The sequence below is a fragment of the Chitinophaga sp. genome (assembly GCF_036569125.1).
In the GTDB taxonomy this organism is placed as follows: domain Bacteria; phylum Bacteroidota; class Bacteroidia; order Chitinophagales; family Chitinophagaceae; genus Chitinophaga.
Map to the genome: position 1 here is coordinate 1 of NZ_DATCRF010000317.1, position 26495 is coordinate 26495.

The 26495-nt window shown below is 48.1% G+C and carries 19 protein-coding genes and 1 pseudogene; 14 read left to right on the top strand and 6 right to left on the bottom strand.

All coding sequences use genetic code 11. The annotated features are described in order from the left end of the window. From VIM87_RS11790 to VIM87_RS11815, 6 genes are all read left to right on the top strand, one after another. Positions 1 to 540: ABC transporter permease (locus tag VIM87_RS11790; protein WP_331997187.1), on the top strand; the 540-nt coding region annotated here is incomplete at its 5' end. A gap of 109 nt (positions 541 to 649) precedes the next feature. Further along, positions 650 to 1117 (top strand): RidA family protein, encoded by a 468-nt coding sequence (locus VIM87_RS11795; RefSeq protein WP_089906134.1) that lies wholly within the window; start codon positions 650 to 652, stop codon positions 1115 to 1117. A 230-nt stretch (positions 1118 to 1347) separates the two neighbouring features. Further along, positions 1348 to 2451, top strand: a complete 1104-nt coding sequence (locus tag VIM87_RS11800; protein WP_331997188.1) for a D-TA family PLP-dependent enzyme — start codon at positions 1348 to 1350, stop codon at positions 2449 to 2451. A gap of 70 nt (positions 2452 to 2521) precedes the next feature. After that, positions 2522 to 3595: a dipeptidase gene (locus VIM87_RS11805; protein WP_331997189.1), complete on the top strand. Its 1074-nt coding sequence runs from the start codon at positions 2522 to 2524 to the stop codon at positions 3593 to 3595. A gap of 87 nt (positions 3596 to 3682) precedes the next feature. Continuing rightward, a complete protein-coding gene (locus tag VIM87_RS11810) occupies positions 3683 to 4576 on the top strand; it encodes an alpha/beta hydrolase (RefSeq protein ID WP_331997190.1) in 894 nt (297 codons plus the stop codon). 156 nt (positions 4577 to 4732) lie between these two features. Next, a complete protein-coding gene (locus VIM87_RS11815) occupies positions 4733 to 5629 on the top strand; it encodes an alpha/beta hydrolase (RefSeq protein WP_331997191.1) in 897 nt (298 codons plus the stop codon). 61 nt (positions 5630 to 5690) lie between these two features. Here VIM87_RS11815 and rplI read toward each other — a convergent pair whose 3' ends face one another. The 3 genes from rplI to rpsF are packed head-to-tail and all read right to left on the bottom strand — an operon-like array spanning position 5691 to position 6771. Then, positions 5691 to 6137, bottom strand: coding sequence for a 50S ribosomal protein L9 (gene rplI / locus VIM87_RS11820; protein WP_089906129.1), 447 nt, complete (start codon positions 6135 to 6137; stop codon positions 5691 to 5693). 9 nt (positions 6138 to 6146) lie between these two features. Next, positions 6147 to 6413, bottom strand: coding sequence for a 30S ribosomal protein S18 (rpsR, locus tag VIM87_RS11825; protein ID WP_089906128.1), 267 nt, complete (start codon positions 6411 to 6413; stop codon positions 6147 to 6149). 4 nt (positions 6414 to 6417) lie between these two features. Beyond that, entirely contained in the window at positions 6418 to 6771 is a 354-nt protein-coding gene (rpsF, locus tag VIM87_RS11830; RefSeq protein ID WP_089906127.1) for a 30S ribosomal protein S6, read from the bottom strand. 366 nt (positions 6772 to 7137) lie between these two features. On the opposite strand from rpsF, the gene VIM87_RS11835 reads away from it, so the two are divergent. After that, positions 7138 to 9231, top strand: coding sequence for a glycoside hydrolase family 76 protein (locus VIM87_RS11835; protein WP_331997192.1), 2094 nt, complete (start codon positions 7138 to 7140; stop codon positions 9229 to 9231). 80 nt (positions 9232 to 9311) lie between these two features. On the opposite strand, the gene VIM87_RS11840 is transcribed toward VIM87_RS11835, so the two are convergent. Beyond that, on the bottom strand, positions 9312 to 12608 hold the full coding sequence (locus VIM87_RS11840) for an Ig-like domain-containing protein (protein WP_331997193.1): 3297 nt from the start codon (positions 12606 to 12608) through the stop codon (positions 9312 to 9314). A 224-nt stretch (positions 12609 to 12832) separates the two neighbouring features. Between VIM87_RS11840 and htpG the strand changes: the two genes are divergently transcribed. After that, entirely contained in the window at positions 12833 to 14683 is a 1851-nt protein-coding gene (gene htpG / locus VIM87_RS11845; RefSeq protein ID WP_331997194.1) for a molecular chaperone HtpG, read from the top strand. A 134-nt stretch (positions 14684 to 14817) separates the two neighbouring features. After that, positions 14818 to 15618 (top strand): PHB depolymerase family esterase, encoded by an 801-nt coding sequence (locus tag VIM87_RS11850; protein ID WP_331997195.1) that lies wholly within the window; start codon positions 14818 to 14820, stop codon positions 15616 to 15618. Positions 15619 to 15694: 76 nt separating this feature from the next. On the opposite strand, the gene recJ is transcribed toward VIM87_RS11850, so the two are convergent. Next, entirely contained in the window at positions 15695 to 17407 is a 1713-nt protein-coding gene (gene recJ / locus VIM87_RS11855; protein ID WP_331997196.1) for a single-stranded-DNA-specific exonuclease RecJ, read from the bottom strand. A gap of 104 nt (positions 17408 to 17511) precedes the next feature. After that, positions 17512 to 18477: a polyprenyl synthetase family protein gene (locus tag VIM87_RS11860; RefSeq protein ID WP_331997197.1), complete on the bottom strand. Its 966-nt coding sequence runs from the start codon at positions 18475 to 18477 to the stop codon at positions 17512 to 17514. Positions 18478 to 18769: 292 nt separating this feature from the next. On the opposite strand from VIM87_RS11860, the gene VIM87_RS11865 reads away from it, so the two are divergent. The 5 genes and pseudogenes from VIM87_RS11865 to VIM87_RS11885 all read left to right on the top strand — a co-directional run. Next, positions 18770 to 20323, top strand: a complete 1554-nt coding sequence (locus VIM87_RS11865) for an OmpA family protein (protein ID WP_331997198.1) — start codon at positions 18770 to 18772, stop codon at positions 20321 to 20323. A 150-nt stretch (positions 20324 to 20473) separates the two neighbouring features. Further along, positions 20474 to 22429, top strand: a complete 1956-nt coding sequence (locus tag VIM87_RS11870) for a KUP/HAK/KT family potassium transporter (RefSeq protein ID WP_331997199.1) — start codon at positions 20474 to 20476, stop codon at positions 22427 to 22429. A gap of 147 nt (positions 22430 to 22576) precedes the next feature. Then, positions 22577 to 25405: a T9SS type A sorting domain-containing protein gene (locus VIM87_RS11875; RefSeq protein WP_331997200.1), complete on the top strand. Its 2829-nt coding sequence runs from the start codon at positions 22577 to 22579 to the stop codon at positions 25403 to 25405. Between the two features lie 12 nt (positions 25406 to 25417). Further along, positions 25418 to 26008, top strand: coding sequence for a Crp/Fnr family transcriptional regulator (locus VIM87_RS11880; protein ID WP_331997201.1), 591 nt, complete (start codon positions 25418 to 25420; stop codon positions 26006 to 26008). 80 nt (positions 26009 to 26088) lie between these two features. Further along, a pseudogene (locus VIM87_RS11885) lies at positions 26089 to 26495 on the top strand (NADH:flavin oxidoreductase); the annotation flags it as partial.

The window sequence follows — 26495 nt, forward strand, 5'->3', positions numbered from 1 at the left end:
GTGGCGGTAAATGCCGTGCAGCAAATGGATGCCGCGGTAGGGGAGGCCACCGGCCTTTTCCGGATCATACGCCACCTGGACCTCAATGAAAGCGATAATTTTTACATCAGCAAAAGCGATAGCCTGGCGGAAATGCTGTTCAGCAGCTTAAGCAAGGTAACCATTGCTGCCGCTGTGATTGGTTTTATTACCTTGTTTGGTTCTGCCATTGGGCTCATGAACATCATGCTGGTATCGGTAGCAGAGCGTACCCGCGAGATTGGGGTGAACAAAGCCCTGGGGGCTACTGCGCCTACCATCCGCAAACAGTTTATTTACGAAGCCATCATTATTAGCGTGGCCGGCGGTTTGCTGGGCGTGTTCCTGGGCATGATCGTAGGCAATATAACTTCCCTGCTGTTAAAAACCAGTTTTGTAGTGCCCTGGTTGTGGATCACATTGGGCATAGCCTTGTGCGCCACCGTGGGGCTCATATCCGGCATTTACCCTGCCATCAAGGCTTCCCGCCTGGATCCTATAGTAGCGTTACGCTACGAATAACCGTTTACAAGCTTATTATTATCGGCCCGGTAATGCAAAATTAACCGGGCAGGAAATTTATTTTATTCATAGCTTTATCGCATCGGTAAACCATTAAAATTATCTAACCGTGGGATCTCCAACAGAAAATTTCAAGGCATTAGGTTTAAGCCTGCCGCCGGCGCCAACACCATTAGGAGTGTACAAGCCTTTTTTAATAGATGGTAAGCACGTATATGTATCCGGCCACGGCCCCGTGCAGGACGATAAAAGCCTGATCATTGGCCGCATTGGCGCAGACCTGGATATTGAGCAGGGCAAGCTGGCTGCAAGGCAGGTAGGATTGACCATTCTATCTACATTGGTGGCTAACCTGGGCAGTCTGGATAAAATTAAAAGAGTGATCAAAGTATTAGGAATGGTGAACGGTACGCCGGATTTTGCACGCCACCCTTATGTGATCAATGGCTGCAGTGAGCTGTTTGCCAAAATATGGGGAGAAGATAATGGCATTGGCGTACGCAGCGCAGTGGGCATGGGCTCCCTGCCGGATAATATTCCCGTGGAAATAGAGGCGCTCTTTGAGCTGCACGACTAATTAATAATTAAGAATGAATAATTAATAATCAGGAAGGCATGTTCTTTGAGGAATGCCTGTATAACGGTTATTCATTCAATATACAGTATAGAACAATGAATAGTTTAGTGAGCGGTGAGCAAACAAAATTCTCGTAACTATTATTCATTCACAATAATCTGCAGTATTAACCTACAGCAACGGTACTGGCACAACGATTATTCATTATTAATTATCCATTCTTAATTATAATGTGGTATTCTCTTGAAAATGAAGCCCAGATAGACTCCCCGGCCCTGCTGGTATATACCGGCAGAGTAAAGGAGAATATTGAGCTGCTGAAAAGCAGGATAGATGATGTACAACGGTTACGCCCCCACGTAAAAACTGTTAAGATAGCAGAGGTGGTGCAGCTGATGCAGGCAGCCGGCATACAGAAGTTCAAATGCGCTACCATTGCTGAAGCAGAAATGTTAGGCCTGGTAAATGCAGCTGATGTGCTGTTGGCTTACCAGCCGGTAGGCCCCAAAATAGCAAGGCTGGCCGCATTGGTGCAAAAGTATCCGCAAACCAGCTTCTCCTGCCTGGTAGATAATATAATGGCTGCAACAGCCATTGCTGAGTATTTTGATGCGCAAAGATTAAACCTGCCGGTATACCTGGACCTGAATGTAGGCCAGCAAAGAACGGGCATTATACCCGGCGCAGCAGCACTAGAGCTATATGAACAGTTGTTCACATTAAAAGGAATTACACCCGCAGGGCTGCATGCATATGACGGCCACCTGCACGACGAAGCGATTGAGATCCGTACCCAGCGCTGTAATACGGCATATGAGCCGGTAGCTGCGCTGGCGCAGGCTATTACAGATAAAGGATTGACGGCTCCAAAAATTGTAGCAGGCGGTACGCCTACCTTTCCCATTCATGCGCAGCGCAGCGGCATAGAATGCAGCCCCGGCACCTTTGCTTTCTGGGACTGGGGATACCAGCAGCATTTGCCGGATCAAACGTACAATCATGCCGCATTGGTTATGACAAGGGTGGTATCACACCCGGCAGAAGGGCTGTTGTGCCTGGACCTTGGACATAAATCCGTAGCTGCAGAAAACACGCTGGCCAACCGCGTACAATTCCTGAATGCGCCGGAAGCAACGCCCGTATCGCAAAGTGAGGAGCACCTGGTGATTAAAGTAGCAGATACGGCAGCTTACCCGGTAGGTACGGTATTGTATGGCGTACCCTATCACATATGCCCTACCGTAGCCCTGTATGATAAAGCTTACATCATTGCCCACCATAATGGTGAAAGCCAGTGGCCGGTAATAGCAAGGAATAGAACCATATTAATTTAATAATGTGCAAAGGTGCAAATGTGCAGATCCATTTGCACATCTGCATATTTGCATATCAAAACATTTAACTGTGTTTGTAATAGATGCACACCTGGACCTGAGCATGAATGCCATGGAATGGAACCGTAACCTGCGGTTACCTGTAAACGAGATCAGAGCAAGAGAGCAGGGCTTAACGGATAAGCCGGACCGCGCTAAAGGCGTAGTAGCCCTGCCGGAGCTGCGTAAGGGCAATATAGGCCTGGTGGTAGCTACGCAGATAGCCCGTTTTGTAGCGCCGGATAACCCGCTGCCCGGCTGGTTTTCGCCGGAGCAGGCCTGGGCGCAAACCCAGGGCCAGCTTGCCTGGTACCAGGCCATGGAAGAAGCAGGGGAGATGGTGGCTATTACAGACCTGGCATCGCTGGAAAAGCATTTAGCGCTGTGGAATAACAGCAAAAAATCCAATGAGCAAAAGCCGGTAGGTTATATTCTGAGCCTGGAAGGTGCGGATTCTATTGTGGATACTTACTATCTGCAATGGGCATACGAATATGGCTTACGCGCTGTAGGCCCCGCGCACTATGGCCCCGGGCGTTATGCGCAGGGCACGGATGCCACCGGTAAAATGACGCCTATGGGACATGAGCTGCTGAAAGAAATGGAGCGCCTGAACATTATTTTAGATGCTACGCATTTATGTGATGATAGTTTCTGGGATGCCATGGATCACTTTAACGGTCATGTATGGGCCAGCCATAATAACTGCCGTGCGTTGGTGGATCATAACCGCCAGTTCAGTGATGAGCAGATCAAAGAGCTGGTGGCACGCAATGCCGTAATAGGCGGGGCGCTGGATGCATGGATGATGGTGCCCAACTGGCAAAGAGGCGTATCGGATCCCAAAGCTATGAACTGCTCGCTGGAAGTGATGGTAGATCACCTGGATCATATTTGCCAGATAGCAGGCAATGCGCTGCACATTGGCATTGGTTCCGACCTGGATGGCGCTTTTGGTAAAGAGCAATGCCCCTATGACCTGGAAACCATTGCCGACCTGCAAACCGTACCGGCGCTGCTGGAAAAACGCGGTTACTCCGCAGCGGATATTGAAAACGTAATGCACGGGAACTGGCTGCGCTTTTTACGCAATGCCTGGAAGTAAAACAACGGAATAATAAGTAATACCGGAACTGGCCATACCCTGGCGGCATGTTATTTGTAAAAATGATTGCAAATAAAAGCACAGGTTATGGCCATATCTTTTTCCCTTAAAGCAAACCTTAGTGCCTGGTGCTTACTGCTGGGCATGGCAGTAGCCACTGTTAGCTGCTCTAAAAATGATAACATTAATGAGGTGAACAATCCACCGGCTACCGATACAGCCGCCACTTATCTGAACCAGGCGTATGGCACAGATGCGCAGCAAACAATGGATATTTATTTACCACCGGGCAGAAGCCAGGCCGCTACCCATTGCCTGATATTCATACACGGTGGTGCCTGGACCTTTGGCGATAAATCAGAATTTACCGCTACCATTGATTCCCTGCGGCGTTTGAATACACCTTATGCCTGCTTTAATATTAATTACCGGCTTGCAGAAGCAGGTAAGAACCAGTATCCCGCAGCAGAAAATGATGTACAAAGTGCGCTGGATTATATTAGTAAGAACCGGGAGCGTTTTGGCGTGTCTGCCAGTTGGATCCTGCTGGGTACCAGCGCGGGCGCACACTTATCGGTACTGCAGGCTTACAAGCATAATAACGGTAATATTAAAGGAGTGGTAAGCCTGTATGGCGTGTATGATCTTACTACGCTCTTTGATCAGACAGAAACAGCCGTACAGGTAATACTCACAAATGTAATGGGAGGCATTCCTGCTGTTAAGCCGCAGGCTTATCACGATGCCAGTCCTATTAACTATGTAACACCTCAAAGCGTACCGGTATTGGTGATGTACGGCACCCAGGATCCTATTGCGCCGCCGGCGCAGGCTACCGCATTTATAGAAAAGCTAAAGGCGCAGGGCGTAACCTATGAGCAGGTAAGCTATCCCTCAGAACATGGAATACCGCCGGCTTATGCAGCAGATGCCTGGAGTAAGGTATTGGCGTTTATAAATAAATATTCCACAGGTAAATAAAAAATGATCGCTAACCCACCGGTAAAAACAAGGATCTATACACTGCGTTTTTTACGAAACAGAGGGCCAGTAAAACAACGGTAAATCAGGTAATGGGATAAACTGCCGCAGCCTGCAGCCTATATTTGTAGATTTTTACAAATAAAAGCACAGGTTATGACCCTATCCTTTTCCCTCAAAGAAACCCTGCACAAATGGTGCATGTTATTCGCATTCGTTGTACTGGCAGTGAGCTGCTCCAGGGATGATAATAATTTACCCGGTGGCAAACTACCCCTCACCTGGTTTCCCGCTACTTACCTGGATATGGCTTACGGACTGGATTCCATGCAGGTGATGGACATTTATTTACCCGCCGGCAGAAGCGCTGCTAAAACAAAATGTATTGTGTTTATACATGGCGGTGCATGGACCTGGGGAGACAAGAGTGATTTTACCGGCATTATTGATTCGCTGCGAAAAGCGCATACACCCTATGCCTGCTTCAACATTAACTACCGGCTGTCCGGCATAGGTAAAAATCAGTATCCCCGCGGTGAGGATGATGTACAAAAGGCGCTGGATTACATTCGTAAGAACCGCGCGCATTTCAATGTATCGGAAGATCTGGTATTACTGGGCGCCAGCGCCGGTGCGCAGCTGGCCGTACTGCAGGCTTACAAGCATAACCAGGACGGGCATATTAAAGCTGCAGTTAGCTTATATGGCGTATATGATCTGGCTGCTTTATATACGCAAACAGAAACAGCCATACAGCTGGTGCTGACAAATGTAATGGGCGGTGTTCCTGCGGTGAAGCCATTGGAGTACTATGCAGCCAGCCCGGTGAATTTTGTGACGGCGAAAAGTGTACCGGTGTTTATATTATATGGTATGCTGGATAAGATAGCGCCGCCGGCGCAGGCGCTTGAATTTATGTTAAAGCTGAATGCCGAGGGGGTAACCTATCAGCAGGCGCCTTATCCTATGGAGCATGAAATAGCGCCTGTCTTTGCAAAGGATGCCTGGGGTAAGGCTTTTGCATTTATCAATAAATACCTGCCGGCCGGCTGATAAAAAAAAGATCCCGTTCACTTGCAGCGAACGGGATCTGTAAAAATATTTAACCGTAGGATTACTCAGCTACTACTTCAAATTCCAGCTCAGCTTCATTGCCTTTACCGAAATCGATCTTTGCTTTGTAAGTGCCCAGTTCTTTCACGTCGTCCAGGATGTGGATGCGGCGGCGGTCAATTTCGTAACCTTTCTGCTCTTTAATAGCACGTGCAATCTGCACACCGGTTACGCTACCGAATATTTTACCGGAAGTACCTGTTTTGGCGCCAATTTTCACCGGGCCTGCTTTCAGTACTTCTACCACCTTGGCAATTTCAGACAGAAGCTTTTCTTCTTTCACTTTCTGCACTTTCAGGCGTTCCTGTAACTGCTTCATGTTAGAAGGGCTGGCTTCTACTGCAACTTTCTGAGGGATCAGAAAGTTCCTGGCATAACCGTTTCTCACGTTTACCAGCTCATTTTTCTGGCCCAGGTTATCAACGTCTTGTATTAAGATAATTTGCATAACTTTTTCTTACTTTAAAAGGTCAGTAACATAAGGCAATAAAGCCATTTGACGAGCTTTCTTAATAGCCTGGGCTACTTTACGCTGAAATTTCAGAGAGTTACCCGTAATACGGCGGGGCAGCATTTTACCCTGGTCATTGAGGAACTTTTTCAGGAATTCCGCGTCTTTGTAATCCACATACTTGATGCCCATTTTCTTGAAGCGGCAGTATTTCTTCTGGCGCTTCTCGGTTTTAACGGCGGTTAAGTACTTAATTTCTTGTTTTACTGCCATAATTTTAAGCTTCTACGGTTTTAGAATCAGCACTAACGCCATGTCTCTTTCTGCCATTATATTCAACGGCATACTTGTCCAGCGCTGTGATCATGTGGCGTAATACATTTTCATCGCGGTTCAGCTGAATCTTCAGCTTCTCATTGAGGTCGGATGGCGCACTGTACTCCAGAACCAGGTACATGCCCGTGGTTTTCTTCTGGATAGGGTACGCCAGTGATCTTAATCCCCAGGGATTTTCGTGCGTTACAGTTCCGCCGGTCTCTTTTATAAGATCAGCGAACTTCTTTTGGGCGACTTTGTAGTCTTCCTCAGAAAGCACAGGGGTAAAGATCACCATCAATTCGTAATTGTTCATTTCCCTGTTTTTAAATGTTGTTTAAAAATTTACTTTAAATACCCAATAAAATTGGGACGGCAAAGATACAATACTATTTCCAATTCCCAAGCTTAAATAGCCGCACTTTCCGGGGTTTTTGGCCTGCCCGTGGCCGGAAACCCCTTTTCCCGGCGGCCAGGGAAAGGATGGGGTTTAAAAAGGGAGTGTAAAAGTATGATAATTAGCCGGTTAATTATGTTTGCCCTGCGGCCCGCCGGTATTATAAATTATCTTCCGGGTTGATTATCTTTATAAGGAAAGCCCGAAAACCCATACAAATTATCCTAAGACCCTCTTTTTAACCTATGGCCTCCCATATTAATCACCTTAAAATTCCACTGAAGCATGAAAAGGTCTTTACCCAACTTTTGCAGGGCGCTGTATGCCCTGCTGCTGGCGCTGTGCAGCTATGCCCTGCCGGCCTGGTCCCAATCGTCTCTTTTTAATGGCCCGGCAGAAATGCTGCAAAGCAGTATGCACAACCTGTTTATTTCGTCCAACGGCCGGTATTACATTCAAACCAACGGCGGCAACACCGGTTTTAACTACTGGTGGAATGCCAATGGTTTAGATGCGCTGGTAGATGGTTACCTGCGCAGCCGCAGCAGCACCTACACCACCCGCATGAAAAACCTGCTGTACGGTATTAAGGCCACCAATGGCAATACCTACCTCAATTATTTTTATGATGATATGGAGTGGATGGCTATTTCCACCCTGCGGGCCTACCAGCATACCGGCGACACAGCCTATATGAACGCCGCCAACATCCTGTGGGCAGACATTCAAACCGGCATTCACCCCGAAAGAGGCGGCGCCATTCAATGGAACAAGGGTACGCCCAACTCCTTTAACGCCTGCGCCAATGCGCCTGCCGTGATCTTTGCCGCCCGCCTGTACCAGCAAAATGGCAATGCCGCCACGCTCACTGCTGCCCAGAATATTTATAACTGGACGAAAAGCGTGCTCGTAAACCCTACCACCGGTGCGGTGTACGATAGTTATGATGCAGGCACCAATACGGTAAATACCAATCCCGACTGGGTATTTTCCTACAATGTAGGCACCTGGATAGGCGCTGCGCTGGAGCTGTACCAGGTTACAGGCAACAGCACCTATATGGACGATGCTGTAAGAACCGCGGAATACGCCATGAATACCCGTTTATATAATGGTGTTTTTTTTACCAATGAAACCGGCGGCGGTGATGGTGGCCTGTTCAAAGGCATCTTTATCCGCTACTTTACTTTGCTGGCGCGGGAAGGCAATTTACCGGCCGCTACCCGGCAGCGGTATACCGATGCGCTTAAAACCAGCGCCCAGGCGCTTAATGGCCAGGGCATTAACCCGGCCAATGGCCTGGTAAATCCTGTGTGGACCACCCAACCCGGCGCTTCCACAGATTACTCCACCCAGCTAAGCGGGGTAATGATGCTGGAAGCCGCCGCTACGCTGGATCAGGCTTTCGTTTACAAAGACCTGAACTACGGCGGCTACTCCGCCGGTTTTACACCCGGCAGCTATACGTATAACGATATTATTGCCAGGGGCGCGCTGAATGACGACATTACTTCCTTCACCCTCCCCGAAGGTTATTCCATTACCTTATACCAGGATGATAACTATGCCGGGCCTAATGCCAGCTTTACCGCAAACACCCCATGGGTGGGCGGCAGCTGGAACGATCTCACCTCTTCCCTGCGTGTGAACCGCACCGGTGGCGATGGCTTAAAGGGCGAGTATTACCAGGGCCTGAACTTCAATACCTTTAAGCTCAGCCGCAATGATGAGAACATCAATTTTAACTGGGCCAACGGCTCCCCGGATTACACCATCCGCCCCGATAGTTTCTCTGCCCGCTGGACCGGGCGCATTAAACCCCGTTACACGGAAACCTATACTTTTTACCTGAACAGCGACAATGGCCGCCGCCTGTGGATCAACAACCAGCTGGTAATTGACCAATGGATCGATAACTGGAATGTGGAGTACACTGCCACTGTTACGCTAACGGCAGATCAGTTATATGATATACGCCTCGAATACTTTGAGCACAACGGCGGCGCCGCCTGTAAGCTGGAATGGTCCAGCCCTTCACAAACAAGGGAGGTAATACCGGCCAGCCGTTTTTACACGCCGCCGGCAGCTGCCCGCAAAGCCGCGCCTGCAATTATTGCAGCAGAGGATAAGGATGTCAATATGCTGCTCAGCGCCAGCCCCAACCCGCTGAGCGACCGGGTGCGCATCCAGGTAGCCAATGCCGGCACAGCTGCCCGCCTGCAGGTGCAGGTATATAACCTGGGCGGCGCACCGGTGAGATCTTTGCAGTTTATAGAAAATGGCCAGCAGGCCGACCTGGCGGGCCTGCCCCCCGGTATGTACATTTTGCAGGTAAGAACCGGCAATAAAATATTTACCAAAAAAGTGGTGAAGCATTGATGTAATGGTGCTTTCCGGGCTTTCATAAAAAAGGCTGTCCCTTATGGGACAGCCTTTTTAGCATGGTTTCTCAACAAAAATTATTGGGCAATAAATATTTGGCTTACCTGTGATTTATTGGGTGTTTGTACCCGCAGGAAGTAAATGCCGTTAGGCAGCTTGCTTACATCCAGCTCTTTGTAATTGCGGCCAGGTACTAGCGTTACAGGGCCCTGGTAGCGGATGCGTCCAAACAGGTCTATAAGCTGCAGCTGCGCAGGGCCGGCGGAATTCTTGTCAATATCCAGCCATACCTGCAGCTTGTGGCCCAGTAAGCACCAGATAAAGCGCCAGATGATGTCTTTGATCTGTATGTTCACAGATTGTACTGCGCTGTACTGAACGTTGCCGGCCAGGTTTTCCAGTCTTAAGCGGTAGTAGTTCCGGCCTAACCAGGGGCTGTTATCATAAGCCTGGTAATTGTTGGGGAAGGTAGTAGTACCGTGTGCAGCTACCGTATCAATAGCATTCCAGCCACGCTGGTCTTTAGAGCGTTCTACCACAAAGCGTGCTGCATTGGTTTCTGTATCTGTATGCCAGTTCAGTCTTACACGGCCGGTATCTACAGTGGCAGTAAAGGCCAGTATGCTGTTCTGGTGTGCCAGGGTATGCAGGTTATAGCGGGTAATAACCGGGTAATGGTCTGTAGTGGTGCTGCTATAGCTGCTTACAAGCTGCGCGGCTTGCGTAAATACCATGGCGGATCCGGGCAGGTAGGCCTGTCCCATTTCATTGGAGGCGATCACATTATCGATCACGGTGGGGAACGATACGGTAGATTGCTGCCCGGCCAGGCTTAGCGGCAATGTAAGCGGATCATAATCCGCAGTATCGGTTACAAAGTTGATGTAGGAGGTGGTCGTATCCGGCGCCAGCTCTGTGGTAATGGTTTTGTTCAGCGCATCGTTAAAATCGCCCAGCATCAGGATGTTGCTGTACGGGTATTGCGTATCCAGCGAATCTTTCAGCTCAATGTTGCCTCTTTTACGGCGGTAGTACGCTTCAATTTTTTCTGATGCGCTGCCGGTATTAGCCTTGGCATGCAGCAGTACAAAATTTATGCGGGCGCTATCGCCATTCAGGTTAGCTACAGCTTCCATCAAATAAGGGAAGCGGCCGGACGACCAGTTGTAATAAGCGCTATCGCTGCCACCCTGGCGTAATACGCCGTAAGTGCGCAGGCTTCTTACAACAGATGTTTTATATACAAAGGCCAGTTTTTGTGCGCTTACATAATCCGGGTCGTTCACATTATCTGCATAGGAACCAAAGTCGGAAAGCACATAGCTGTAACCCGGCAGCTGGCTTACCACCTGTTTAAAGCGGGCGGTATCCACTACTTCTGCCAGCGCAAAAACATCTGCATTCAGCTTTTGAAGAATGGTGGTTACATTGGCCTGCTGCAGGCTGTCGTTAGCGGGGTTTTGCGCCGGGCTGCCAAACCATTCTATATTCCAGTTCACCACTTTCAGGGAACGTAGGGAAGTACCGGTAAGCTGTATGCGGCTGGTGCTGAAACCAGGCGTGCTAAAAGTAAGGGTACCGCTGTAGTTCTGATCGGCCGTGGCAGGGCTGAATTTTACCCAGGCTGTTTGCGGGCCTGCGCTAATGGTGGCTGCATCATAGGTCAGTACCGGGCCATAGCTTCCTGAGCTGTCCCTGGAAAGGCTGAAGGCCGCAGGTGCGGTAACCAGTAAAGTATCTGTAATATTATTACCCCAGAAAGTGATCTTTTGCGGGGCAGCGCTTTGGCCGGCCTGCACGTAATCAAAGTCCAGCGCAGCAGGGCTGCTGGTAATGCTGGGCGCCGGCGCAACCACACTGTTATACAGGTTAATATCGTCCAGTGTCCAGCGGGCGGCATTTAGGCTGGGGGAGGAGGTGTACACAAATGCAATGTGCACACTATCCTGCTTAAAGCCGGCCAGATTAATGCTGTCAGACAGCTGCCAGGCATCTGAGCCCTGTGCGGGGAACTGCCCGTTCAGCAGCGTCCAGGTAGCAGTATGCGGGTTGCTGTGCCCATCGTAATTGGTACTTACCATCAGCTGTAAAGCTGGTCCGCTAAACGCGGTACGGCTGGCAAAACGCAGCAGGGGATAGGTGAAGCTGCTAAGGTCAAAAGTAGGAGAGATCAGCCAGTCCTCGTTTTCAACCGCGCCGCCGCTAAAGCCGTTGATCTGTACGCCGTTGCTGCTGTTCTGTCCAAACGTGGTACAGCCCCAAAGCTGTGCGCCGCTTACACTGTATTGTATAAAACCGCCGGAAAGCAGGGAGCTGCCGCTGGGCGTACAATCGTTAAAGTTAAAGCTCTGTACCTGCTCGCCGGTGGTAAAATGCCAGGTGCTGCTGTCGGTAATACCGGCAAAAGCATTGCCGGTAAGATCTGTTACAGCGCCGCTATCCAGTGTAATGTAATAGGAACTGCGGGGTTGCAGAAATATATTGTTCACCGCAAGGGTAGTACTGGAAATAAGCACCAGGGCGCCGTTAACATCCAGCATTTGCTGGGTGCCGGCGCTTGTGTTGTGCAAAACCAGGTGGCCGGTAGCTGGTTTTATATTTTCCGTAAAGGTGATCCGCGGGTGCACATCAAGTGCTGCGGCAGTATCGCCATTTACCGGTAACAATGCGCTGATGGCCGGTGCGGTAGTATCGCCGGTGCTGCCGCCGCCAGCTACTATATTATCTATTGCAAAGCTGGGCCGTGAGCCTGCCCCGCTGACCTGCCGGTTTACCCAGCGTAGCTGCACCAGGGGCTGGTTGTTACAATCCGGTGGTAATACTACCGATATAGTGGCCGGTTTTTGCGGGGTGGTAACACCGGAAGTGGTTTGGGTAGTAGTATCGTTCTGGTACAGGGTGCCCGGTATATTGGTAAAGGCGCCGGTGCTGCCAATGCGGTACTGCAGCGTAACCTCGTTAAAGCGGGTATTGCTGCTGCCGTCGTAGGGGTTGCGCAGCGTCATTACATCGTACTGGAAAGCAATGTTCAGCTGTCCGCTGGTGTTAAGGCCCAGCGCCAGGCTGTTATCAGCGGATCCGCTGTTCAGGAACCCCAGCTTGCCATTATAGTTATAAACGCCGTTGGTGGTGGAGGAGGCGGTGCCGGTTAGCAGCGCTTTATCACCGGCCGGTGCAGCGGTATTAAAGCTGCCGGAAGGGGAGCCGCTTAAAGCCCAGCCCTGCCAGCCTGCGGGATACGTGGTGGCAGCGGGCGCCAGGGCATCAAAGTTCTGCTGGTAAGGCAGTGTTTGCGGGGCCGGTTGGGTTTGCGCCCAGGCTGCGGCGCTTACAAAAAGGGCAATAAATAAGAATGCGGGTAACGTTTTATGCATACGCAATCCAGGTTTTCTGAGTTAAGAGATGTTTAGAATGATTATTTAAAACAGGTTTGTACGGGATTAAACAGGTGCATGCAAAATACAATTCTTTGGGTGGCTTCACAGGTCCGTTGCATGATCTATTTGTTAAGTTATGAAATTTATTGATTACGTCAACTTGTCAGCCCACAATTCGCTGGCACGGCCTTTGAAAAAATCATGTAAAAATCTGAATTCCCATGCAGAAAGGTGCCATACGCGTACAAACAGAAAACATTTTCCCCATCATCAAAAAATTCCTCTATTCTGATCACGAGATCTTTATCCGCGAACTGGTGAGCAATGCCGTGGACGCCACGCAAAAGCTCAAAACCCTGGCCAGTGTAGGCGAGTTTAAAGGAGAGCTGGGAACCCTTGAAATAACAGTTAAGCTGGACAAAGAGAACAAAACCCTTACCATCTCCGACCGCGGTATTGGTATGACAGCGGAGGAAGTGGACAAATACATTAACCAGGTGGCTTTTTCCGGTGCGGAAGAGTTCCTGAAAAAATATAAGGGGCAGAATGAGGGTACCAACATTATCGGTCATTTTGGCCTGGGCTTTTATTCCTCCTTCATGGTAAGTAACCAGGTGGAGATCATCACCCGCTCCTGGAGGCCCGATGCCGAAGCAGTGCGCTGGGAATGCGATGGCAGCCCGGAATACCAGCTGGATACGATTACCAAAGAAGACCGGGGTACCGATATAGTAATGCACATTAACGAGGAAAGCGAAGAATTCCTGGATGAAAACCGCATTCGCAGCATCCTGGAAAAATTCTGTAAGTTCCTGCCTGTACCCATTAAGTTTGAAGATAAGCAGATCAACAACCCAACGCCTGCCTGGACGCGCAAGCCTTCTGAGCTAACGCCCCAGGACTACCAGGATTTTTATAAAGAGCTGTATCCTTTTGCAGAAGCGCCGCTTTTCTGGATCCACCTGAATGTGGACTACCCGTTCAACCTCACTGGTATCCTGTACTTCCCGAAAATATCCAAGAGCTACGAGATCCAGAAAGATAAGATCAACCTGTACTCGAACCAGGTATATGTAACGGATGAGGTGAAGGATATTGTGCCGGAGTTCCTGATGCTGCTGCATGGCGTAATAGACAGCCCGGACATTCCGCTGAATGTGAGCCGCAGCTATCTGCAGGGCGATCCGAATGTGAAAAAGATCAATGCCCATATCACTAAAAAAGTGGCCGATAAGCTGGATGAAATGTTCCGTGCCGACCGTAAGAGTTTTGAAGAAAAATGGGAATCCATTGGCCTGTTTGTAAAATACGGCATGATGACGGACGACAAGTTCCTGGAAAAAGCCAACAAATTCCATGTAATGGAAGATGTGGAGGGAGGTAAATTCTACACGCTGGAAGAATACCGTCAGGAAGCGCAGGCCCTGCAAACCAATAAGGAAAATAAGCTGGTGATCCTGTATGCCACCAATCCCGTACAGCAGGATAGCTACATACAGGCGGCCCAAGCCAAGGGTTATAAGGTAGTGAAGCTGGAAACTATTGTGGATGCAGCTTTCATTAACAATATGGAAATGAAATGGGAGAACGTACAATTCACCCGCGTAGATGCCGACATTGCCGATAGCCTGATAGACAAGGATGAAAAAACGGAGCATGTCCTTACCCAGGACCAGGAAAGCAAGCTGAAAGAAATATTTACCCAGCAGGTGCCGCAGCCCAATATTAAGGTGGAGCTGAAAGGCCTGAGCGCAGAGGCGCAGCCGGTGATCGTAACCCGTTCCGAATTTATGCGCCGCATGAAAGATATGGCTGCAGTAGGCGGTGGTGGTATGAACTGGTATGCCAACATGCCCGATGAGATCAGCATGACGGTGAACGCCAATCACCCCATTTACCAGCAAATATTGGAGGAGAGTGACGAAAGCAAGCAACAGAAGCTGGTACGCAACCTGGCCGATCTGGCCCTGCTTTCCCAGAACCTGTTGACAGGCGCTGATCTTACCGCTTTTGTGAACCGCAGTGTAGAGCTGCTGGGCGGCGAAAAAAAGAGTAAGATCATTTTACAATAATTCCCCCGGTCTGTCGTTTGAGGATGTAGGTTTAAAACGCAGATAACATATTTTATCATCGGAGAAACCAGACACAGCAGGCAAAAGGCCTGAATTGTCTGGTTTCTTATTGCCATTAAAAATGGGGGAATTTTATGAGAGCTTTATTGAAAAACCTGCACCATGTCTTAACTATTGCTGCACTATTCGCAGTAGCGTCCTGCTCTAAACAAGAAGATCAGAGCATTGATCCTATAAAAACAGGATCTGAATCATCCGTAACAGCATCAACGGCAGAATTCTACTGGCCGCAAACGCCCGTTAACAGTCTGATTAACAAAACACTCACCGCGAACGTGGGTAACGTATCCAAGAATTACGTTTTGTATGTACCAGACACGTACAATGCCAATTACAACAAATGGCCGCTGGTAATTTTCCTGCACGGTATCGGGGAAATGGGAACCGATATCAACAAAGTAAGAGGTGTAGGATTATGCCAGGTGGTAAAAGGTAAACAATTTGTGATGGTTGCACCTCAGTGCCTGAGCGGCTGGTGGAACACTGCTGCGCTGGACCAGTTCCTGAGCCAGATCATCCCGAAATTCCATATAGACCCTAAAAGGATCTATCTGACCGGTATGAGCATGGGCGGATATGGAACCTGGGATTGGGCAGAAACCTATCCTGCACGTTTTGCAGCTGTTGTTCCTATTTGCGGCGGCGGCAACCTGAGTAAGGCCTGCAACCTGAAAACCATGCCTGTATGGGCTTTCCACAATGCCGATGATCCTACCGTGAGCGTAAACAACTCCCGCGATATGGTTAAGGCAATAAAAGCCTGCGGCAGCACTGTTATTAAGTACACTGAAAATGCTACGGGCGGGCACAATGCCTGGACCAAGGCTTATGCAGATCCTAACCTGTATACATGGATGCTGGCCAAGCATAAATAATTCAACAGCGGCAGGCAGCTGCTACAGCGCAATACCACAACACGTTATCTGCATTAAACCTTTAAGCCATCTGTAGTTAGTAGCCTGCCGCTTTTCTTATATCAATTACTTTCAGCTGCAACATTGTTTTCCCGTTCCACTCATTTTCATCAATCGTAAATACCATATCAAAAGGCTGGCGGTTACTAAGCACCTCAAATTTTTCCGCCATAAAAAAACCAATGCCGGAAAAAGAGCTGCCATAATTTCCCTGTTTAATGGAAAACTTGATATGCTCGTCTTTAACAATCCTGGAAAAGCCCGTGTCTACTACATTACGGGCCAGGAATACGGGGCGCAGGTTATCGGGGCCAAGGGGCTCGAACTGGTGAAGGATCTTATAAAACTTATTATCAATGTGGTGAAAGCTGATCTCTGAATCCACTACAATTTCCGGGATCAGCAGCTCCGGGTCGATCGTGGTGGCGACCACTTCCTCAAACTTTTTCCGGAAAGCTTCTACATTCTCCGGTTTCAGCGTAAGGCCTGCGGCATAAAAGTGACCACCATAATTTTCCAGCAGGTCTTTGCACTGGTGAATAGCCTCATATACATTAAAGCCCATTACAGAACGGGCGGAGCCGGCCACCTGGTCGTTACTTTGGGTAAGGATGATGGTGGGGCGGTAAAAATATTTATCGATCAGGCGGGAGGCCACAATGCCCACCACCCCTTTATGCCAGTCGGCCTTAAACAGCACGGTGCTTTTGCGGGAAGCCAGGGAAGCATCATTCTGGATCAGGGCTACAGCTTCTTTGGTAATGTTATTATCTACCTCTTTACGGTCTGAATTATCGGAATGCAGGATGGAGGCAATTTCCATGGCCTTATCAAAATCATTCTCCACGAACAGGTTCACGGCTTTGCGGGCATCATCCATTCTGCCGGCTGCATTTACGCGGGGCGCTATTACAAAAACCAGGTTGGAGATGGTGAGCTTTTCTTTCAGCTCGCTGAGCGTAATGAGCGCTTTAATACCCGGCAGCGGATCATCATTCACTTTCAGCAGGCCATGAAAGGCCAGGATACGGTTCTCGCCGGTCATGGGCACAATATCCGCTGCTATGCTGGTGGCCACCAGGTCAAGGTAGCGCCATACTTTCTGTTCCGGTTCGCCCAGCTTTTGCGCCAGGGCGGTAATGAGCTTAAAACCAATACCACAGCCGCTTAGCTCTTTGTAAGGGTAGGGGCAGTCGTATTGTTTTGGATTCAGGATGGCTACTGCGGGCGGTAATATGGCATCCGGCAGGTGGTGGTCGCAGATAATAAAATCTATGCCATGCGCTTTGGCTTCTGCAATATGCGTCACTGATTTTATACCACAGTCCAGCGCTATAACAAGGGTAAAATCGTTTTCTATGGCATAGGTGATACCGGCGGTGGATATGCCGTATCCTTCCCGGTAGCGGTGAGGAATATAGAACTCAATATTGGGATAGATGCGTTGCAGAAAATCATATACTGTAGCAACGGCCGTGGTGCCATCTACATCATAATCGCCATACACCAGTATTTTTTCTTTGCTGTAAAAAGCCTGTTCAATACGGGTAACGGCTTTGTCCATATCCTTCATGCTCCACGGATCATGCAGATCATCCATGGTAGGGCGAAAGAACTGGCGTGCAGCTTCATAGGTATGAATGCCGCGTTGTGCCAGCAGCCTGCATAACAGGGGATGTATACGCAAAACCTGTTGCAGTAACCCTTCCTCTTTTGGTTGATATGATCGAACGGTCCAGCGTTTTTGCATGCATTATATTATGTATTTACGATTTTAGATTTACGATTTTAGATCTAATAATGCAGTCTTCGCTTCAAACAGATCTAAAATCGTAAATCTAAGATCGTAAATCGTTAAAACGTTCTGTCTGTAGTAAAGCGTACTAATTGTTCCAGCCCGTTCCGGATATCATTTTCTGGGAAGCTATGCAGGATGGTCATGGCCTCATCCCGGTACTGGAACATTTTTTCCTGTGCATAGGTAATACCACCGGAAGCTTTTACCATTTCTATTACGGTGGCTACTTTCTCTTTGTCGGTATTATAGTTTTTTACTATATTTATTATACGGCGGCGAACGTCGGGTGTGGCATGTTCTAAAGTATAGATCAGCGGCAGGGTTAATTTTTTTTCCCTGATATCTATACCGGTAGGCTTGCCTATTTTATCAGCGCCATAGTCGAACAGGTCGTCCTTGATCTGGAAGGCCACCCCCACTTTTTCCCCGAAAAGCCGCATTTGAGCGGTGGTTTCATCGTGGCCGCTGGTGCTCCAGGCGCCGGCTGCACAGGCAGCGCCTAACAGGGAAGCTGTTTTACGGCGTATTATTTCAAAGTAGATATCTTCCTTTATATTCAGCTTGCGGGTTTTCTCCATCTGGAGCAGCTCCCCTTCGCTCATTTCCTTTACAGCAGTAGTTAATATCTGTAAAGTTCTGAAATCATGGTTGTCAAGCGACAGCAGTAGTCCCTTAGATAATAAGTAATCCCCTACCAGTACGGCTATCTTGTTCTTCCACAGGGCGTTAATGGAAAAAAAGCCCCGGCGTTCATTGGAATCATCCACCACATCATCGTGTACCAGGGTAGCGGTATGCAGCAGCTCTACCAGGGCTGCGGCGCGGTAGGTGCTTTCCTGTATATCCGTGCTGAAAAGCCGGGCAGAAAGGAGTACGAACATGGGCCTGATCTGCTTCCCTTTACGCTTTACTATATAGTGCATGATCCTGTCCAGCAGCGGCACATGACTTTTTACCGCGTCTGAAAATTTACTCTCAAAATCCTGTAATTCCTTGCCGATCAGGTGTTTAATATCGTCCATGTATCAATAAAAAAGATTGCTAAGCTATGCCTAAAATATCAAAGTTTTAACAATTTGGCCCCTAATTTGTAGATATCGGAATAACATTGCTTTAACATCGCATTAATATTACGATAACAAATAGGCAAATTAAGGTATAACAATTGTTTTACCTAAGCTCTAATATTGAGCGAGTTATCAATGAAAATAATATTGTAAGAAAAATTTGTATATTCATTTTTGATTTTTACCTTTGCCTGGTAAAAAACGGGTTATTAGTAAATCTTTAACAGTTTTTAAATAGAAAACAATTATGGCAAGCAAAAAGTACTTATTACTAGCAGGCGCTATGAGTTTACTAGCGGCGTCTACTGGTTTTGCACAAGTTCAGCCTAACTACGATGCACTTGACTCCTCCAAGGTTCCTGCATCCAGAGCTGCACAGCAAAACAACTTCGTTAACCATCAGTATGATTACCCTGCTAAACCCCGTAGCATGTGGGAATTAGGTTTTCATGGTGGTTACCATTTCATTAGAGGTGACATGGACGCTAAACCGGGCTTCGGTGGCGGTCTCTCTTTGAGAAAAGCATTAGGTCATACTTTCTCTGTAAGAGCTGAGTATACCGGTTCTATCGATAAAGGCCTGGACTATCAGTTACGTCCTGCCAACTTTAATGGTGGCAACAGGTCCTGGAGCGCAACTGCCGCTTTAAACGGTGGTATGATCGTGCCTAACTACAAAACTCAGACACACCAGCTGTCTCTGGACATGATTGCCTCCCTGAGCAACATCCTGTTCTACAAATCTCAGCCTAAAACTAACTGGTACGTATTCGGTGGTTATAGCTTAATGCTGGTTGACGTTGACGTAGACGCAGTAGGTGCGAACGGTGCAGGTTACGATTTTTCCAGCGTTAACTTCTCTGGAAAACGTAAAGACATTAAAGATCAGATCAAAAACATCTTAGACGGTGATTATGAATCTAATGCTCCTTCTCAGGGTAACAGAGCTCAGATCGGCCGTAAAAGCGACAACCAGCTGTGGCGTCACGCTGTTGACTTCGGTACTGGTGTTGCCTTCAAAGTATCTAAGCGTTTCAACATCGGTATAGAAGAAAAGATCACTATGCCGTTTGATGACTACTTAGACGGTTACAATTCAGGCCCTTATGACGCTAGCAAGGACTTCTTCTCCTACACCAGCGTTCGCCTGAACTTTAACATCGGTAACCCCAACAAACGTGTTGAGCCGCTGTGGTGGATCAACCCGCTGGATTACGCCTACAATGAGCTGAGCTCTCCCCGTCACATGAAGCTGCCTACTCCGGTACTGCCTGATGCTGATGGTGACGGTGTAACCGACCAGTTCGACCGCGAGCCTAACACACCTGCAGGTGCTCCTGTAGATGTACACGGTGTAGCTAAAGATACTGATGGTGACGGTGTACCTGACTTCAAGGATAAACAACTGATCACTCCGACTTACTGCCAGCCGGTTGACGCTGATGGTGTTGGTAAGTGCCCGGATCCTGAGTGCTGCAAAAACATGACCGCTAAGCCTGCTTGCGCAAGCATCGTTCTGCCTAGCGTTGCATTCAAAGGTAGCTCTACCAAGATATCTTCTGACAACGAAGCTATCCTGTCTAGCGTAGCTAACACGCTGAGAACCAGCCCTGAGTGTAATGTACTGGTTACCGGCCACGCTGGTGCCAAAGGTAAAAAAGGTGGTGTTGACCTGAGCAGCCGCCGTGTTGACGCTGTGATCGACTACCTGGCTGACAAGCAAGGTATTGACCGCGGTCGTTTCATCAAACAAAACACTCCTGGTGAATCCAGCACTGTAGATTTAGCTCCTGCTAACTAATACGGTGGTGTATCACACGTAGAGATATTAAAAGAGTCCCCCGTTACGGTGTAATGCTGTAACGGGGGATTTTCTTATTTGGGGGAATAATCACTATTGTCAATATATTGCTGTAATTTTGTTGGCTTTTTTTAATTAATTATTTCACTCGTGAAAGTTGACATAAATAAGATTAGCCTTGCCGGTTTTGTAGTTGCATTAGGAATTATATACGGCGACATCGGGACTTCTCCGCTATATGTGTTCAAGGCTATAATGGGAACTAACCCTATCAGCGATCTACTGGTAATTGGCGGTATTTCCTGTATTATATGGACCCTGACATTACAAACCACCATTAAATATGTAATCTTAACCCTGCAGGCCGATAACAAGGGGGAAGGCGGTATCTTCTCTCTCTATGCCCTGGTACGGCGGCACGCTAAATGGGCCGTTATTTTCGGGATGATAGGCGGCGCTGCCCTGCTGGCAGACGGTATTATTACTCCCCCCATTACCGTTACTTCTGCCATTGAAGGTTTGCGAACCCTGGAAGTGTTTAAAGACCTGAGTGAGTTCACTATTGTAAAGATCGTACTGGCTATTATTGCAGGCATGTTCTTCATGCAGCAATTTGGCACCATAACCATTGGTAAAATGTTTGGACCTATTATGATGGTATGGTTTGCCATGCTGGGCATATTAGGTTCTGTACATGTGGCAGATGACCTGTCAGTATTAAAGGCATTCAGTCCGCATTATGCCATTGAGCTGTTAACAACTTACCCTAAAGGATTTTTAATACTGGGCGCGGTGTTCCTGTGTACTACAGGGGCGGAAGCGCTGTACTCTGACCTTGGTCACTGCGGCCGCGGTAACATCCGTGTATCCTGGGTTTTTGTAAAGGTGTGCTTGATCCTGAACTACCTGGGGCAGGGCGCCTGGCTGCTTACCCAGCGCGGTCAGATCCTGCCAAAAGATCAGAACCCGTTCTTTACCATTATGCCGGAGTGGTTTGTGATCTTTGGTGTATTGATAGCCACCATGGCCTCTATCATTGCCAGCCAGGCATTGATCACGGGCTCATTCACCCTGATCTCCGAAGCTATGCGCCTGAACCTGTGGCCCAAGCTGAAGGTGAACTACCCTACAGAAATGCGTGGACAGCTGTTTATACCCGGCATTAACGTAATGCTGTTTGTAGGCTGTACCGCCATTGTATTGATCTTCCGGGAATCCAGCGCAATGGAGGCGGCATATGGTTTATCCATTACCATTTGTATGCTCATGACCTCCTGCCTGTTTGCCTTTTACCTATACACACGACGGGTGCGGGTGGCCTGGGTATTACTATACCTGATCATATACCTCACCATTGAATTCTCTTTCCTGTTTGCCAACCTGGTGAAATTTATGCACGGCGGTTATGTAACCGTGGTGGTAGCCGGCGGCCTGTTTGTGGTGATGATCGTTTGGTTTAAATCCAGGAAGATCAAGAACCGTTACGTGGAGTTTGTGCGGCTGGAAGACTACCTGCCTATTTTACAGGAGCTGAGTAATGATACCTCCATCCCGAAATATGCAACCCACCTGGTGTACATGAGCAGTGCCGATAATCCTAAAGAAATTGAGCACAAGGTTATTTACTCCATCCTCAATAAAAAACCCAAACGGGCAGATATTTACTGGTTTGTGCATGTGGATGTGGTGGATGAGCCTTACCTGAGCGAGTATTCGGTACAAACTATTATTCCCAATGAAGTGATACGGGTTGAGTTCCGCCTGGGCTTTAAAGTGGAGCAACGCATTAACCTCATGTTCCGCATGGTGGTGGAAGATATGGTGCGTAACAAGGAAGTGAACATCACCAGCCGTTACGAATCTTTAAGCAAGAACAACGTGGTAGGAGACTTCCAGTTTATAGTAATGGAAAAATTCCTGTCCCATGATAATGACCTGCCGTTGTATGAAAGGATGGTAATGCGGATGTACTTCTTCCTGAAAAAGATCAGCCTTTCAGAAGAGCGCGGTTTTGGCCTGGATTCCAGCTACGTAACCATAGAGAAATATCCGCTGGTGGTAGCGCCTATTACAAACCTGCAATTAAAGCGTATTATACCGTCTTAAAAATTATCCACGCTGTTTTATTAAGCTACTAATAACATAGTAATACTAGATAAATTATGTGATAAGGTATACTTGAACAAGTATACCTTATTTCTTTTAATATTAGTATAATTGGGTACGACCTCATATTGCAAAACCTCTTTTCCCATGAAAAAAATTTTACTGTTGTTTGCCTTTCTGAGCTGCCATTTCTTTGTGCATGCCCAGTCTCTTAGCCTGTATTTACCTGATCCCAACAGCATGCCACGGAATAATAGTGTGTGGCAGGATACGGGTATTAACGTAAGTGTAGTAATAAACGCCCCTGCGGCAGTTGTTTCCGCAACCGCAGCTGCCGGCGGACGGCAGATCAATCTTACCGGTAATAGCTCCAGTGTGTACCGTGGGCGATTGTCTTTAGCCGGGTTACCCGGCGACACGCTTCGTTTAGTGATTGCTGCGAAAGATGCCAATAACAATGCGGCCGATACTACGATAAAATTTATTTACCGCCCGCTCAATGACCCCAGTATAACATTAACAATAGACAGCCTGGCCGATTCTTCGGTAGCGCGGCCCATATACCGGCTACATGCACGCGCTACTACGGCTGCAGGCAGCGCTACTATTACAGCCTATGATGCCAGTAGCAGTGGTAACCAGGTGCTGGCTACCGGTAAGGATAGTTTGCCGCAAATAGACCTTACTTATTACAATGGAAGAATGCTGCGTGTGAAACTGGTGGCTACCGACAGCCTGGGAAGAACCGCACAGCGTACTGTTACAGTGTTTGTTGAAAGCAGTCCTTACATAACACCCCACCTGCAGGTGAGCGGGCTGATACTGGATTACAGATATAGTAAGGCATTGTACATTGATAAAGCAACCGGGCATCCTATGCTGGCAGATGCGATCACCGGGCAACGTACTACTTTATCAACAGCAGTATTAAATACCACTCTTATACAAAAGGGTTTTGTAACCGCCCAGGGTGCTATATGGATGCAGGATGGAGGTGCAAGCATCCATGAATGGAGGAATGGGCAGATTGTTTTTACAACAGGCATAGCCGGCAGTACAGCTTTTGACGTATCCAATAATTACTTAGCCTGGTCGGGTAATAACCAGGTTGGATTGAAAAACCTGGTTACAGGTGATACAACTTACAGGGATATATCTCCGGACTCGCTGGGCTATTTTTTCGATAATGTAAGTGTAGGAGATAATGGCGTGGTGGCATTGGATATAGAAACCTTCCGCACCTTATATGATGTATTTAAATTACAGAACGGCCAGTTTACCCGCTTAAGCACCGGATCTGTAAATTCTGATCCGGTAACAGACGGCAAAAATGTGATCTATAAGGCAGAGCCCAATGTGCTGTACCTGCATAACGGACAAAATAATATACTACTGGGAGCCACCGGTAGCGGTAACGACCAAAACAGTGCCGGCTCCGGACCCGACTACCAGATGAACAGTAACTATGCCGCCTTTATAAGAGATGGTCAGGTGAACCTGCGGGATACCACAGGCGCTATCAGGCAGCTAAGCACCTTTAACTATACCCCTTCTGTACCCAACAGCAAGCCGCGGCTGGATCTGCTGAATACAGAAGGTAACCTGATGATATCCCTGGCAGATAGCGGCCGCTTTTATATGAACAAGGCCGGGTTGAGGAAATTGGTTACTGCTTTGCCTACCATTGCAGATGTGTATAATGGCGGACCTGCATTAAGCCGCTCTTTTTACGATAATGGCGAATGGTATGTAGTGATCGGAAATACCCTCTTTAAAGTAGCAGTGGATAGCTTCCCCGCTAACCATATCAGCAGTTTTGAAAAGCAAACAAAACCAGATAGCACGCTGACCTTTAAAACAGAAGATTTTACCTCTAATTTCTCCGGCCCCGGTGCGCTGGTAAATATTAAATTTCCAGGTCTTCCCAAACACGGTGTGCTTAAATTGAATAACCAGGTTGTAAATATCTATTACACGATTTCCGCAGGCGACATCAGTAAGCTCACCTACACACCAGATAGCGCTTATAAGGGGGCGGATACCCTGCGCTGGGTAGCCAGCAATGGCCTGGAATACACTACAGACACCGCAAGCGTATTTATTAACGTAACAGACAGCGTTATAACCGTACCGGTACCGCAACCTGTTATCAGTGGCTTAGCCAGCACCTATTGCGGTGCAGCAGGTGCGCAGACGGTGAAGATCCTGAACCTGCCGGCAGCCACTTCCGGTATTGCAGTAAGTGTGCTGCTGGATAGCACCGTCAATTTGCCGGTAGCTGCTGATAGCACCTTCACCATTTTACCGGATAGTCTTGTTGCGGGCACACATACCATCACGGTTACTTTTGAGCACGATACCACACAAAAACAGCTTACCCGTGAGTTTACCATTATCGCACCGGCAACACCGGATGTAAATGTTACGGTAAATGTGAATCCCATTACGTCAGATACCATACCGGTAGTGATCACAGCTGCAAATGCAGCCGGTGGTGGTAAGCTGCCCTTGTACACTTTTGCATGGGACCGCAATTTCACCGACCAGATACAAATGGAAAGCACCAATGATAAAGCCACCGTGCAGCCATCTGAATTTAAGCTGGGCGATAACTGGGTGTATGTACGCATGCGCAGCAGCGATAACTGTACTACTACACCTACGGCTACGGATAGCATTAAGATCAATAAAACCAACATCACGGCTATTGTGGATGTAAATGCACCGGGCAGGATGATCCATATTTACCCGAACCCCTTCCGCGGACAGCTGACCCTGAAAGGCTTCCAGCCTACAGGCACATACGTTATATCCCTGTACAATGCGCAGGGCAGGCTGCTGAAGCAGCAACGGATCGTAAACAATACGCAGGTGCAGCTGCAGGTGCCGGTGACCAGCGGCAACATTTATTTGCTGAATATTTATGATGAGAAGAATAAAAAGATGCTGGGTACCGAGAAGTTACTGGGGTATTAGTAATATTGTGGTATGGAGCTGCATCAACATCCGATCATTCAGCATATTCAGAAATTTGTTTTATTAACAGGAGAGGAGCAGCAATTGCTCCTCTCTTTGTTTCAGGAAAAACAATTACTGCGCAGGCAGTATTTATTGCAGGCAGGTGATGTGTGTAAGTATGATAATTTTGTGCTGGATGGCTGTTTACGGTCTTTTTATGTAGATGATAAGGGAGATGAACACACCTTGCACTTTGCCATGGAAGACTGGTGGATCACGGACCTGGAAAGTTTTTTACATCAAACACCGGCATTGGTGCACATTGAAGCATTAACACCGGTAACAGTGCTGCAGATAGACAAGCCTTCACTGGAACATTTATACAATGCGGTACCTGCCATGGAACGTTTCTTCCGCATCTTGCACCAGCATGCTTACCTGGCGCAAAACCGGCGCATTTTAAACAACATCAGCATGAACGGGGAGCAGCGTTATGTGGAGCTTCTTAAACAATACCCTGACCTGCTGCAGCGCGTGCCGCAAAAATATATTGCCTCTTACCTGGGTATTACGCCGGTATTTTTGAGCCAGATCCGGGCTAAGCTGGGCCACCGGCATTAAAATAGTTTAACGTGCTTTATTAAATTACTTTAACGGCTGTTGACCCTTCTGTACCTCAACTTTGTGTGCATAAACCATAGATGATGCATACACATAAAATATTTGATCCTTACACTTTACAGCAGCATGTACTACGTAACCGCCTGGTGGTGGCGCCTATGTCGCGCGTAAGCGCTACGGCAGCTGGTGTGCCTGCACCGGTGATGGAAGATTATTACGAAGCATTTGCAGCAGGCGGTTTTGGAATGATCATTACGGAAGGCCTTTATACCGATAACATAGCAAGCCAGGGATATCCTTTGCAGTCAGGTATCGTAACACCGCAGCAGGTGCAGGGCTGGCAGGTCATCGCCCATAAAGTAAAACAACAGGGGGCATTAATAATTGCACAGCTCATGCATGCCGGTGCGTTATCGCAACACCTTACCCATACCTGGGCGCCATCTGCAGTGCAAGCCTTAGGCCTGCGTATGCCGGAGTATGGCGG